11 protein-coding genes are annotated in these 14,610 nt (G+C 41.6%); 3 read left to right on the top strand and 8 right to left on the bottom strand.

The annotated features are described in order from the left end of the window. Nucleotides 1–26: 26 nt before the first annotated feature. Together BW976_RS07705 and BW976_RS07710 are read left to right on the top strand one after the other, a co-directional pair. Entirely contained in the window at nt 27–950 is a 924-nt protein-coding gene (locus tag BW976_RS07705; RefSeq protein WP_084192109.1) for an alpha/beta fold hydrolase, read from the top strand. A 45-nt stretch (nt 951–995) separates the two neighbouring features. After that, on the top strand, nt 996–1,718 hold the full coding sequence (locus tag BW976_RS07710) for a hypothetical protein (protein WP_076372130.1): 723 nt from the start codon (nt 996–998) through the stop codon (nt 1,716–1,718). Between the two features lie 312 nt (nt 1,719–2,030). On the opposite strand, the gene BW976_RS07715 is transcribed toward BW976_RS07710, so the two are convergent. The 3 genes from BW976_RS07715 to BW976_RS07725 all read right to left on the bottom strand — a co-directional run bounded on the left by BW976_RS07715 (nt 2,031) and on the right by BW976_RS07725 (nt 6,967). Further along, the gene (locus BW976_RS07715) at nt 2,031–3,542 is read right to left on the bottom strand and encodes an RICIN domain-containing protein (RefSeq protein WP_076372132.1); all 1,512 of its coding nucleotides are present in this window, start codon (nt 3,540–3,542) and stop codon (nt 2,031–2,033) included. A gap of 460 nt (nt 3,543–4,002) precedes the next feature. Next, nucleotides 4,003–6,471: a cytochrome c biogenesis protein CcsA gene (ccsA, locus tag BW976_RS07720; protein WP_076372134.1), complete on the bottom strand. Its 2,469-nt coding sequence runs from the start codon at nt 6,469–6,471 to the stop codon at nt 4,003–4,005. A gap of 85 nt (nt 6,472–6,556) precedes the next feature. Continuing rightward, nucleotides 6,557–6,967 (bottom strand): cytochrome c maturation protein CcmE domain-containing protein, encoded by a 411-nt coding sequence (locus BW976_RS07725; RefSeq protein ID WP_076372136.1) that lies wholly within the window; start codon nt 6,965–6,967, stop codon nt 6,557–6,559. Between the two features lie 351 nt (nt 6,968–7,318). On the opposite strand from BW976_RS07725, the gene BW976_RS29290 reads away from it, so the two are divergent. Continuing rightward, nucleotides 7,319–7,489, top strand: coding sequence for a hypothetical protein (locus BW976_RS29290; RefSeq protein ID WP_175614068.1), 171 nt, complete (start codon nt 7,319–7,321; stop codon nt 7,487–7,489). A gap of 14 nt (nt 7,490–7,503) precedes the next feature. Here BW976_RS29290 and BW976_RS07730 read toward each other — a convergent pair whose 3' ends face one another. The 5 genes from BW976_RS07730 to BW976_RS07750 all read right to left on the bottom strand — a co-directional run bounded on the left by BW976_RS07730 (nt 7,504) and on the right by BW976_RS07750 (nt 14,555). Next, complete coding sequence (locus BW976_RS07730) at nt 7,504–8,022, bottom strand: hypothetical protein (protein WP_076372138.1); 519 nt, start codon at nt 8,020–8,022, stop codon at nt 7,504–7,506. Nucleotides 8,023–8,118: 96 nt separating this feature from the next. Beyond that, nucleotides 8,119–9,555, bottom strand: coding sequence for a Glu/Leu/Phe/Val family dehydrogenase (locus tag BW976_RS07735; protein WP_076372140.1), 1,437 nt, complete (start codon nt 9,553–9,555; stop codon nt 8,119–8,121). Between the two features lie 152 nt (nt 9,556–9,707). Continuing rightward, nucleotides 9,708–9,917 (bottom strand): CcmD family protein, encoded by a 210-nt coding sequence (locus tag BW976_RS07740; protein WP_076372142.1) that lies wholly within the window; start codon nt 9,915–9,917, stop codon nt 9,708–9,710. A gap of 1 nt (nt 9,918) precedes the next feature. After that, a complete protein-coding gene (gene ccsA / locus BW976_RS07745) occupies nt 9,919–10,590 on the bottom strand; it encodes a cytochrome c biogenesis protein (RefSeq protein WP_221276129.1) in 672 nt (223 codons plus the stop codon). 296 nt (nt 10,591–10,886) lie between these two features. After that, on the bottom strand, nt 10,887–14,555 hold the full coding sequence (locus BW976_RS07750; protein ID WP_084192110.1) for an ABC transporter permease: 3,669 nt from the start codon (nt 14,553–14,555) through the stop codon (nt 10,887–10,889). Nucleotides 14,556–14,610 lie beyond the last annotated feature (55 nt).

Consider the following 14,610-nt stretch of genomic DNA (forward strand, 5'->3'; position numbering starts at 1 on the left):
CATCATCTCTATCTATCCCTAGCCCCATGAAAATACTTAGAGTAAGTATCATCATTATCATGTTCCTGGTAGGAGCCTCTACCCTTATATTATATAGTTTTTACGAATATAACAATAAGGAAAAAAAGGCTTTAACCGATGTTGAACGCAAAAATATCGACGGCAAATTTATTAAATTAAGTCAGGGCATCACGCATTATCAGCTCGAAGGACCAGAAAATGGTGAAGTAGTGATATTGGTTCATGGTTTTAGCGTTCCGTATTATATCTGGGACGGCACCTATGAGTTCCTGGTGAAGAACGGTTACAGGGTGCTGCGCTATGACATGTATGGCCGGGGTTATTCGGACAGACCTGCCACTGTATATAATAAAAACCTGTACAACACGCAACTGCTTGATCTGATAGCTGCCCTGAAACTACAGGGGCATGTAAATCTGGCCGGCATATCATTTGGCGGCGAAATGATAACTAATTTTGCCTGCCAGCATCCGGGCATCATCAATAAAGTGATCCTGATAGATCCCGCGTATGAAAGCCTTAAACCAAGTGCACCCCGCTATTTTACTTTGTATAACGAAGCCGTAAATTCCAATAAAAGGGCTAAGGGCCAGCTGAATGATTTCCTGTACCCTAAAAAACACCCGGAATGGATAAAACACTACCTGCCGCAAATGGAGTACAAAGGTTTCCGCCATGCCCTGGTATCCACCATGTATGATTATGACCAGCATGGGCGACAAAGTAATATATGCCTCAACAATGCCAATAAACCCGTATTGCTGATCTGGGGCGAAAAAGACAGCACATCACCTTTCCGTTACAGCGATTCTATCCGCAGTGTACTCAAGGTTGATTTCTTCCCGGTTGCCGGAGCGGCTCACTTACCTTCTATTGAAAAACCAGATACGGTAAATAACAAAATTTTATCTTTTTTAAAGCAGGGGTAAAAATTGGCACTGGCCAGCATCCCAAAAATTTTGTAATATTAGGTGATGAAACCTAAATTACTCCTGCTTTTATTTTTATTGATGTACCTGGGTAGCTATGCTGACAGCAGGGAGTTAAGTTGTGGATTAGATACGATTAACCATCGTCAAAAGAAGATTATCTCAAAACAACTCACGCTAAAACAACTTCAAATATTAAACAAACGGCATAAGATCTGGTTTGATGACTGTGTATTCACCAGTCAATATACTATTGAACAGCGATTAAAGAAATATCCATTTTCAAAGGCTCATAAAATACTGGCAGTATCATATTGGGGTGGCGCCGAACCTAATCCGGTGATTTCTTTAGATACCATAAAACCCACACAAACATTAAGCTATAAAGAATTACAACAACAAAAGGGCTTAGTGATCATAAAAGACAGCTTAGATTATTCAACACTTATAGAAGTAAAAACCTTAGATAAAAATCAGATCATCCGGCTAACCAACATTATTTTTAATACTGATTTTAAAAAAACTGATGGTGCTAATCTCATGGAGCATGGAGCCTGCTTTGAGCCCCGCAACTCCTTTATCTTCCTCAATAAAAAAGGCAAAGTGATTCATCATCTTGATATTTGCTTTCATTGTCACAATTATGAGTCCGATGCTTATAAATTAGACATTGGAACGGTATGCACCCAGAAATACGATATGCTCAGAATGTTTTTTATAAGTGTGGGTGTCATTTATGGTACCAATAAAGATGTATCAGGATATTAAAATAACAAAACAGCCGCCGTGTTACAAGTGAAGCGTGGCAATCTACCCGGCAGCCTCTGGTCTAGAGATGTTCTGATAGTGATAATTCTATAAAAATTATCATTTCGATAGAGCATGAGCCAGTATGAGTGTTGTGCAAAAGAGAAATCTTCTGCATAATGCTAAGCCTCAATCTCAGCTTTATGTTGCAGAAGATTTCTCCTCTTAACTCGTTCGATGACAACCTACTTATCTCTTAAAAATGCATCTGAGCACACCAACAGCATTTGAGACCATACAGAGAAGGAAGAGATTGTCATATTCAATCTATACTTACGGCACTATGCTCCATAACTCGGCATCATACTGATTTTCGTACCATTGCTCTAATTTTGTTCCTGGTGTGGTATTGCTATTGGGTACATTGAGTGCCAGCAAGCTATGACAGTTAATGATCTTGAAATAGCCGCTGCCCATGTCCTGTACGCGCCATTCTTGTGCGGTACCGCCGATATCATTCCACTCAATCAGAATATTGCCCGCATTTAATGATGCGCCTGCATTATCCAAACACAAATTACTTGCTGTCGACTTAATTTTGTAGTAGCCATTGCCCAAGCTGGTAAACACCCATTTTTGTGCGATGTTGCCGTTATCCGTCCACTCCTGTAGCTGTGTTCCGGGGGTTGTTGAACCACTGGGTACATCCAAACACTGGCCGGTAACTTTCGACTTAATGCGATAGGTGCCATTAGCTACAGGCATGCTATAACTTGGGTCGATAGCCGGCGCTGGTATAGGTATTCCCTTTTCTATAGGGTAACCAAAGTAAGGCACATCGCCATCCCACGAAAACTGTTGAGTCATGATCCTCCTATCCCAGCCAGAGCCATCAGCATTCGCAGCATGATATACTATCCACCACTGAAGATTATCTGGCGATTGAACAAATGACGCGTGGCCCGGCCCAAACACATTACCAAACTTGGAAAATGCCGGTGTCGATAGCTTTGTCCATGATGCTTTTGACATTAAGTTACCATTGGTACAAGTTAAACGACCCAAGCAATAATCATTTGTCCAGCTGCCGCTGGCCGAATAGATGACATTCACTGTAGAGCCGCTTACCAGTGTTTCGGGGCCTTCGTTCACGGTTGGCGTACCCACTTTTTCCCAGGCATAATCTGGTCGCGAAATTTCAACCCTTTCACTGTTGATCGTATAGGGGTTACTCATGGTAGCGATATACAGGTATTGGGATACATTGGTATTACCCTCCCAGCCCGACCATATGAAATAGGTTACCCCGTTATAAACAAAGGGCGAACCATCAATGGCCCAATTATCGGTAGTGGCGGCTAATTTGGCTTTATAGTTATAGCCGCCATCCAGTGGATCATTAGCATCGCCCCCGCCTTCCAAAACATGCATGCGGTGGTTGTTATTATTACCATCATCGGCAGCAAAATATACGTACCAGCGACCACCCAGGTAATGCAGCTCGGGCGCCCAAAGATCGCTGGAATATAGAGTACCCGCGGGAGGTGTAAAAATGTAAGTTTTGGTTTGCTGCAGGATATTTTGCAGTGTGGCTGATTTAGTTATCCAGAGCCTTCCTCCATCCGAGCCGCAATAATAGTAATAGCCACCAGCCCGTATTACCCAGGGATCATAATAGCTGCCATTATCAGTTGATGGCAAAGCATTAGTAAAAATTGCCGATAGGCTGTTGCCATCTAGTTTTGATGCCTTTGCAGTGTCAGGAGTATTAATTTTTGATTTTTGGCAGCTATTAAATAATAACAGTGATGCCACAACCGAGAGGATAAAGAAGGTGTTTCTCATATTTTAAGTGGTTTTGGTTAGCATACTTAAAATTCAGGAACGATGCTTTTATCTACCTGCCTTATAAACCCGTGCAACCCATTTTATGGGCAATAAAGTCCCCATGATTTCATTTGGTAAATGAAACAAACACAAGGGTTTTAAATACGCATACGGATTTAAACCAGGAAGATGTTAAGCAATAGTTACTGTTTATAAATTGGTATAATGAAGCGCTGTTGATAATTGGCTTTATTAAACAAATAACTCAATTTATTTGAAAATTACTAAGTATCTGCGTATCAACAGTTAGCAAAATCGTATCAATTTTATGAATTGGGATGAGTATCGTGGTTAAATTTTCCTTTTTGGTGTAGAAACCCCTTCCTCCCCTTCCCGAGGGAAGGAATCGCACTAGGCCTTAGCTTTTATTGAATATTTATTTAAAAGCCCTCTCCAATGAAGAGGGCTGAGTGAGGTCTTAAACTGTTTTCAATTCTTTTTTACGGCGGAGGATCGACATAAAGAAGCCGATAACCATAATGATAGTACCGGCCCAGAAGAAGTTGATGTATGGGAACTGGATGGCCTTCATTACAATAAATTTCTTTTTGCTTTCTGGTTGCTGATATACCATGATCTCTACCTTCTTATTTTCGGGTATCACCTTGCTGAAACGTAGTTTCAAGCCGGCATCATCTACCTTGCGGGCAAAATCAAACACGTTACCATTTTTGATCATGTACACCGGTACCGCTTCATATTTTCTACCATGAGTTACAATTTCCAAATTAGCACCTATAGCTACGTCACTATCACTAAGCGGGATGCTTTGTACTTTGGCTTCTTTGTTCAGGCCTTTTAATAAAATATAGCCGTCGCGATATCGGATAGTATCTCCGGGTTTCACTTCGTGACTTACCGGTGCATCATAATTTTTATCATCATTAGCCTCGTCATGGCCACCCGCGCCATTCTCCTCTGCATCACCCTTTAAGGCAGACGGCACTGGATAAAACATGGTAATGTGCGTGTACATGTCATGAAACAGGTAGTGCTTGGTATCTGGCGATGCTGACATCTGTCCTTTATTGATCAATGCTTTGGGTTTCAACACAAATTCATCCTCAATTTTTCCAGTAGCATCAATTTTTTTATAATCAACTTTAAAGAACACGTTAGGGGTAGAAACGGAATCGCCTACGTATGTAACGGTATAATCGCCCATTTTTTGAGGCTGATTCAAGTAAACCAACACATTTTCGCGTGGATTTTCCTCTTTAGCAAACTCAGGCGAAAAGCCTTCGCCAGTATTATTAATGGATATAATGCTGCTGGTACCTGCTGCAATCACCGCACCAACCATCAGGAAGCCAAAACCAATATGCGCCACAGCCGATCCAGCCAGTTTGAATTGACCTTTAAAGGCATCAGCTAGTATTTTGGCGTTAGCCACTACCGAATATACCGAGCCCCACATCACCAGTATAAACACCGCGTTCAGCTTGTAAACGCCTGTTGCGTACACCACCAGGGCGGTTATTAAAGCTCCAAAAAGCAGGTACAAGCCCGTGGTGATAAAAAAGCGGGTTACATCGGTTTTCTTATATTTTAAAAACTGGGTAAAACCGGTGAGTATGGTTATTACAAAAGCAAACGACGATTGGATAACATTGTAATGCATTTTAATATTTGATGGCGGTGCCATTTTGGTACCAAACATGGCGTTCCAAACCGGCACAGAGGTTACCACCAGTAAATGGAAGCATGACAGGCCCAAAAATACCGAGCCTACAAACATCCAGAACTCACGCGAGTAAGTGTCTTCGTCTTTTTTGGTGATAGGCAATTGTTTCCACCTGGCCACAAGCAATACAACCGAAAGCACCAGGAATATCAGCACGCCGATAACCAGCTGCCAGAACATACCGTTATCAGTAAAGGAGTGTACCGAAGTATCGCCCAAAATGCCACTACGCGACAGGAATGACGAATACCAAACCAGCACAAAGCTGATGAGCACTAAAAACGTAGCGGTAAAGTAGGAATGACCTGTATTTTTAAATACGATAAGCACGTGCAGGGCTGCTACCATCGTGATCCATGGGAAGATAGAGGCATTCTCTACCGGGTCCCAGGCCCAGAAACCACCAAAATTAAGCGATTCATATGCCCAGAATGCACCCATAATAACGCCGGTGCCCAGTATCATACCAGAAAACAGGGCGTATGGTATCGCTGGCGCAACCCAGTCTTTATAACGTTTTTGCCATAAACCGGCTACCGCGTAAGCAAAAGGCACCACCATGGAAGCAAAACCCAGGAACAGTGTTGGCGGGTGAATAATCATCCAATAGTTTTGCAGGGATGGATTCATACCCTGTCCGTCTTTTATAAACGAAAGATAGTCGGGGTTTTGGAAGATAGGCGCTTCCAGTGCTTTACGTAACAACAGGAATGGCGAGCTGCCGACGCGGGTACCCAAAATTTCGACACCCAGCACCATAGTGGCTAATACCACCTGCGAAAAAGCAACCACCGTCATGACCGGGCGTTCCCATGATTTGGCCCTGCGAATAAGGATATTACCTAAAACAGCCTGCCAGAAGGTCCACAACAGGAAGCCTCCCTCCTGTCCGTTCCAGAAACCCGATACGATGTAGTACACCGGTAAGGAGCGCGAGGTATAGGCCCAGGCATAATGATACTCAAAATAGTGATTATAAATAACATAGAACAGGCATGTGCCCATACCCAGTATAGAGATAGAATTGATATAAAAGCCGATGCGGCCCAGGCGCTGCCATGAGCTATCATTTTTACCTGCATCCTCGGTGGTGGCAAAATAATAGCTTATAAATGATATAAGCGCGGCGCCAAAAGAAAGAACTATAAAAAACTGACCTATCTGGCCGGGTAAAAGGTGTTCACCTTTAAAAACTGTATCCATATTTTAAGTCAAAATTCAAAAGTCAAAATTTAAAAGTCAGGCATTTGTGTTTTTTTTGACTTTTGAATTTTGACTTTTAACTTTATTATATACTGGCCTGCGTGGCCTTTGCTTCTGTAATTTCTAACTTGTCCTGAGTGTATTTGGAAGGGCATTTCATCAGGATCTTGGAGGCGTGAAACTCCTGGCCAATCATAGTGCCGGTTAATACCAGCTGCTCGCTGCGCTCAAAGTCTTCGGGTTTGGTACCCGTAAAAACCACTTTACGCTCCTCGCCTTTATTATCTTTCATGTAAAACGAAAAGTAATTAGCATCCTTGGTGGCATCATAATACAACTTTTTTGTTGTATTCAGGTGCCCTACAATATGCAATTCGCTGGTAGTTTTTTGCGCGTCGCTAAAAGAACCATAGGTACTGGAGTTGGAGTAAACACTAATGATAACCGCTATAGCGATGGCTATAACTACAAGACCAAAAATTGCACTTTTCTTCATTCCGAGGCTTATAAATTATATAATAGAATGCAAAAATACAAAACATAGCGCTAATAAAGTTTATTACAAGCCATATGTGTTATTTAGAACCGTTCTTGATAAATTAAAGAGAGGCAAGAAGTGAGAGTCAGGAATCAAGATTTTTATGGAACGCGGGGTCGACTCATCCGGTCGGCGCCACACTGGACCACTCTCTCTTCGGCTTTTTATATCCACGCGTCATTGAGCGTAGCGTGGCAATCCCTAACTATACAGACCGGCTCTACAAATCGGGGATTGCCACGTCGGTCCCCCTCGCAGCAATGACGCGTGCTGGATACTTTTGGTATATTTACGTAAAACCACACAACCATGAGTAACGAATGCAGAATAAAATTGGAATGGGTGCCAGAAGCATATAAGGATACTACCGAACTATCTGACAAAAATTTAAAAAAAAAACCTATTGCCAGTAAATTTTCTTCGATGCTCCACGGCAAATCCAAAACAAAAACTGTTTATGGACGGAAAAACAAAGGGTGAAAGGGTATTTGATCTTATTCTTTAACCAAGTAACCTCGTCTGATAATATAATATCCAAACAGGCCCTTATTTACAATTACCATCACATAAGATGCACTATCCATCTCAGATTCATTACTTACCGGAATATTTTTCGTATACCCCTGATATTTAAAAGAAACGGACGGCCCAGACCGACGACCAGCCGGGTATTTATTATCAATCATTAATTTTAATTGGATGTCTTTAGAATTGGCAAACACACTATTGATAATTAAAGGAAGATTGATAAATAAAGAGCATATGCCAATAATCGCTATCACCATCATATCGCGTTTCTTTACCCATATCAACACAATAATAAGGCCTAAGAATCCTCCAATTATGATCAACCATTTCAAATCCATCAATACATTAGTAGAGTTGCTTAACATATATGCAAAAGAAATAATGGAGGGAAGCAACCAGCCTATTCTTCCAAGGCGCATTTTCCCTTCATCCAAGTCGTCTCTATCTATATCTATTAACGCTTTTTTCTTTTTTGTTCTACTCATCCACTTATTTTAAAGCCTGCTAAATATAAAAACAAAAGCGGCAGGTTTTTCAACCCGCCGCTTCAAGCTTTGCTCAGGATGACAAAGGAAATGTATTTACGGCCAAACACCAAGGTTTTGGTATGATACGGCTATTTTGTTGATAGCACCTACCATAGCTGCGCTTCGCAGGGTATCAATCTTTGGATTGTTTTTGTAAATCTCCCTAATCTCGTGGTATGAGCGGATCATGGTATCTTCCAGTCCGGAGTTTACCAGTTCCAGTTCAGACGCGCCTTTGATAATGGTTGAACGCTGCATTGGGGTTAATGATGTTCCGGTTATACCTTCTACCATGTTCACCAGGTTAAGATTAGAATTTTCTTCAAATCTGCGGTTCATGCGTCCAAAAGCTACGTGGCTCAGGTTTTTTAACCATTCAAAATAAGATACGGTTACACCACCGGCATTAGCATACATGTCAGGGATGATCAAACCACCATTAGCATAAAATATAGCTTCGGCTTCTGGCGATGTTGGTCCGTTTGCACCTTCGGCAATAATTTTTGCCTGTATGTTACGGATGTTATATTCGGTGATCTGGTTTTCCAGCGCGGCCGGTACCAGGATGTCGCATGGTTGCTCCAGCCCTTCCATAGTGTTAGCAAACTCGCGCAGGGCACCTGCATAACCTAAAATAGATCCGGTTGCTTTACGGTGCTGGAAAACAGCCTCGATATCCAGTCCGTCTTCGTTATAGATAGCGCCTTCAAATTCGCAAAGGCCTACAATGATGGCACCAAACTCAGCCAAAAATTTAGCTGAATAATAACCCACATTACCCAAACCTTGTACAATTACTCTTTTACCGGCTAAACCTGGTAATAAGCCTAATTTCTGCATATCCTCACCAACGCTTACGCACTCGCGGATGGCCATGGCCACACCACGACCAGTAGCCTCACGACGACCAGCAATACCATGCAACGCAATAGGTTTACCGGTAACGGCGCCCATAGCATCCAGCTGACCTGGGTTCATGGTAGCATACGTATCAGCTATCCAGCTCATTTCGCGCTCGCCCGATCCATAATCCGGAGCAGGCACGTCGATGCTGGGGCCAATAAAGTTTTTCTTAATCAATTCCACAGTGTAGCGGCGGGTAATGTTTTCCAACTCGCTTACGGTGTAGTTTTTGGGGTTTATTTTGATACCACCCTTGGCGCCACCAAAAGGTACATTAACAATGGCGCATTTGTAAGTCATTAAAGCGGCCAATGCCATTACCTCATCCTCATTCACCATTTCGCTGTAGCGGATACCGCCTTTGGTTGGCGATTGATGATGTGAGTGCTCTACCCTCCATGCGTCGATCACCTCAAAACCATTACCCCTACGGATAGGGAAACGGAAGCGGTAAACACTGTTACAGGATTTGATCTGATCTAATAAGCCAGCATCGTGTTTGGTAAACTGCGCTGCGTAATCGAAGTTTTTACATACGTCGCCAAAGAAATGGGTATCCTCGTCAGCAACTAAAATATTCGTAGCCATAATTATTATATAAATATTAAACTCTTAAAAAAGTGCACAAATTTGGTACAATTTTTATCAATATCGCAAATATTTTATTGTTAGTGTGTCAGATACACCTTATAACAGCGGTACAAAAACTATGTTTAAACAAGATAGGCAAATTATTTGAACTATTTTTCCTTTTCGATTTTTTTTAATCGGCGGTCCATCGAGAACAGATAAAGGGCCAATCCGGCAAAAATAATGGCTATAGTAAGCACTACAACGTATATTTTGCCCGAGCTGCGCAAGGCATCGGCCATTTCAACCTGCTGTGCTTGTTGTGCCATAACGGCGGTACAACTGATGAGCAGTAATAACGAAAAGATCAATTTCTTCATATTAATTGTCGTTCTTTTTATTCTCAACTAAACGGATACGGTAACGGAGCGTGGCTATCCACAAGGCTATAAAGCTCCAGCCTAACAGGGCAGGGTAAAAAGCTATCTTCATGCCGTTATCCAGGTCATATTTTCCAAACGCGGGGTTGCCACCGCTTCCGGGGTGTAAGGAATCCGTCATCCGGGGTAAAATAAATATCAGCACAATCATAATCGGGAAAGCGAAAATGTTGTAAATGGCCGATATTTTAGCGCGCTTCTGCTCCTCGTCTATCGAGTTGCGTAAAACGATGTAAGCACAGTACAGCAAAAAAGCTATCGCGGCACTGTTTTGTTTAGGGTCGCCGCTCCAAAACTCACCCCAGGTGTATTTTGCCCACAGCATGCCCGTTACCAAGCCAAGCGCGTAAAACAGTAAGCCGGTGTTAACACATTCCACAGCTGCCAGGTCATGCTCTTCTTTACCTGAGCTTAAATATTTGATGCTGAAATATACCGATACCACAAACACCGTGAGCATCCCCATCCACATGGGTACGTGAAAGTATAAGTTACGTATGGTTTCGTGGATGATCGGCAGGTGGGGCACCTTAAATAATAAACCGGTAATAAAGGTGGATAACACCATTAATACGGCTATCACTTTCCACCATGTTTGATAAATAAACTTCATATTGATTGATGGGCAAATGTAGGTATTTTGTATTAGTTCATTGGTATCATTAGTTTATTAGTTCATTGGTTCTTTGTAATTTTTCGCGGGGCTTTTACATTTTTTAAAAGCGATTAAAGCGCTTTGGTAAACAGGCGAAAAGAATAGACACATTTTAGACAAAAAAGCTATAACCCTCCGGATATAAAAAATGCGTTCCGTATCTCACCCCGGAACGCACCACATCAAATGTGTCAACTAAACCTCAGATCTCATGTTATTGATCCAAGTTCTTTACTGCTAAAGCAGTTTTTATATTACTCGCTTCTCAAGCTTTTCACCGGGTTTTCTTTTGCTGCTTTTATTGCCTGGAAACTTATGGTTGCTAATGCAATAATTGTTGCAGCGAGGCCGCCTGTAGCAAATAACCACCAACTAATGCTGATACGATAAGCGTAGTCCTGTAGCCATTGGTGCATGTAGTACCAGGCAATGGGTGTAGCAATGGCAAAGGCAATAGCTATGAGTATGATAAATTCTTTTGAAAACAAATAAACGATACTACCCGCAGTGGCACCAAGGACTTTACGAATACCAACTTCTTTTATCCGCTGTACGGCTATGAACGAGGCTAAACCATACAAGCCCAAACAACTAAGGAATATAGCGATGGCTGCAAAAATTTTATATAATGCTGCTAACTGAGTTTCCTGTTTGTAGAAACCTGCAATTTTTTCATCCAAAAACTTGTATTCGTAAACAAAATCGGGATAGGTTTGCTCAAATACTTTTTTAACAGATTCCAGTGTAGAAGAAATGTTTTTGGTTGCAAGTTTGACGCCGATCTGGTTGTACATGGCTTTGTCTGTGGTAATCAACAATGGTGCAAGAGTATTGCGAAAAGATCGGTCATTAAAATCTTTCAATACTCCCACGACAGGGCCATGCAGCACATCGTTCCATGTGCTGATGTCTTTGTTCAATATGTCCTCTGGATTTTTAATACCTAAATTTTTTATCAGGGATTCGTTTACTAAAAACTCTCCTACAGTATCAGATGGCTGCAAATTTCTACCAGCAACCAGTGGTAATTTATAAGTTGGCACATATTCGTTGTCGGCAAATTTGATAATAGTCTGAAAGTCTGCTTCTTTTACGGCATGGTTAAATCTAACCGTATTCCACATATCATTACCATTTTCAATCGGGGTGTTGGTACTTAAGCTTACGGCCTGCACGCCATTTACCGTCAATAACTGCCTCTTTAAATAATCCAGTTTGTTAAGGAGTGTAGTATCAATCCGGAAAGGGACATTGATAACAGCATCTTTATCAAAGCCTAAGGGTTGATCCATAAAATAATTCATTTGCTTTACAATGATGAGCGTTCCGATGATGAGCACCTGTGCAATAATGAATTGAAACACAACCAATCCCCTTCTTAATGAAATCCCCTTTGCATTTGATGTGAGTTTACTCTTTAAAGCATTAACCGGATTGAAACGTGATAAAACAAGAGAAGGATAAAAACCGGCGAATGCGGTTACAACAATGGTTACAATTAAAAGAAATAAAATAATTGCGGGATTGTTAAATATGTTAAACGATAACGAAAGTTCTAAAAGTTGATTGATATAAGGCAATGCAAGCATGGTAATAAGGGCTGCCAATATCACAGCGCTTGCCACTATCAAAAATGTTTCAACAATGAATTGGACCTGCAATTGGGATTTACTGCTGCCCAAAACTTTTCTTACACCAACTTCCTTTGCACGATTAACAGCTTGCGCGGTAGAGAGGTTTATAAAGTTTACGCAGGCAATTAACAGGATGAATGCCGCGATGAGCCACAATACATTGAGCAGTTGATGACTGATTGTTTTACTGCTGTAGTTACCTGCTTCTGCATCGTAATGTACCGCACTTATTGATTGTATAATATGACTATCCTTATTGTCGGGAGATTCCACCTTCCGGGAGTATGCTCTTAATTGCTGATTAAAATTATTGGCAGAAACATTCGGTGGCAACAAAATGTAGCAGCCAAAATTAGATACCGTTTCGACCCAATTGGTTGATTTTGACAGGTAATCTCCGGTAAAGCCTGTTCCAAACGCCACAACCATTTTTAGCTGAAAATCTGTATTTGCAGGTACGGTAGCAAGGATGCCCGAAACTTTCAATATGTCGGTACCGTGCTCAAATATATAGCCGCCTGCTTGCAGTTTAATGGTTTTGCCTATTGCCGTTTTCCAGTCGCCGAAATATTTTTCAGCAATCTCTTTGGTAAGCAATACATTGTTCGGGTCATTTAATGAGGCATAGGAGCCTGCAAGCAAAGGGAAATCAAATATTTTAAAGAATGAAGGCCCTGCAAAAAATACGCCCCGTTGCTCTTTAAATTTTTTCTCCGCACTTCCGTTATGATCAACTATCAACACCTGATCATTTTGGCTTGCAAAAGTTGGAGCCACCTGTTCTATTTGAGGGAAAGCCGTTTTCAATCCCAGGGGCATTGGAAAAGGGAGATCTTTCCCATAAGAAATATTTGCCGATTCGGCATGATGATATTCGGTTAACACCCGATAGATGCGATCTCTTTTGGAATGAAAACCATCAAAGCTTGTTTGATATTGGATAATGATAAAGATCACCATACAAACGGCAATACCAACAGCTAAACCAATAACATTAATAGCGGTATAGCTTTTATTGCGCACCAGGTTGCGCCATGAGATTTTTAAATAGTTCCTAAACATATAATTGCCGTTTAATTTTTCATGAGCCCATTTTGAAAGGGTTTCACGATGCAATATTACCGGCGCAAATTGGGATTGGCTTCCCAACTTATAAGATGGGCACTCTTTTTTCAGGTGATTTTTATACTCCAGCGGGCTTTTCCCGGTCATTTGTTTAAAAATGCGATTAAAAGTGCTTTGAGAGTTGAAACCCGATTCATATGCTATGCCCAGAAGCGTAAAGTGATCAAAAGCAGGATCCTTCATTTTTCGGGACACCTCCTGTACGCGATATTCATTAATGAAATCATTGAAGCTTTTTTTAAGCGCTGTATTGATGATCCGGGATAATTCATGGGTAGTCATCTCCAGCTTTTCGGCCAATGAGTTTAGGCTTAGTTCCGGGTCCCGGTAATACAGGTTGGCTTGCACAGCTCTCTTTAGCCAAATACCCTTTTGCTTGATTTCCGCTGGAAGCGCCGGCTTTAAAAACAAGGGAGGTTCGGTCACCATGCCATTCTCCAGCCTTAAAAAGGCTACGGCCGCTATCCAAATGGCCATTACCGCTAAAAGGAGATACAACGGATAATAAGCATGTATACTAAATTGATACTGGTAGTAAAAATAATCTATCGCTGTAAAAGGTATCCATAAGAACCATAACAGGCCGAAACCTATTAATAAATTATGCAGCCACCGCAACTCGTACCGGTACCTATCGCCCCCATTAAATTTCAGCCCCTGGTAAAAGCGTTCTATCTGCCTGTGAGATGCGTACAGGTAAGCGCCGACCGAAATAAACGTTAGCAATTGTAATATAGGGTTCAGCTGGTGAAAGATCGGCGTTTTATCAGTAGCTACGCCGTTTTTTATACTATCCATAACTTCCAATGCCTGGGCAGTGAATTCCAGCAACAAGGGACTAAAATGCAGCAGATCATTAGACCGGAATTTATATTCGGGCCGGGTTATTTTGAGAACATAGAAAAAGATTAACGGGCCAAATGCCAGCGAAAATTGAAGCGGCAGCCAGCTCCAATGAGAAAAACAGGATTCAAGTCCGATGTCCCTGCCTAGTACCCAAAGCAGCCACAGCACCATCGTAACCAGGGCCAAACTCAAAAAGCGATTTGCAGTCTGGTTGACTTTTTTGGCAAATCCTAATTGCAGCGCAAAAGAGAGCCCAATAAATATCGCCCCCAGGAAGGCCAGGTCATACAGGTTAATATGAAGTGTATATGTATTCAAGTAAATTAAATAACGCAATCACTGTTCCAAGTTACTAATTTACTGATAGATAGAA

The organism is Mucilaginibacter lappiensis, assembly GCF_900155965.1.
In the GTDB taxonomy this organism is placed as follows: domain Bacteria; phylum Bacteroidota; class Bacteroidia; order Sphingobacteriales; family Sphingobacteriaceae; genus Mucilaginibacter; species Mucilaginibacter lappiensis.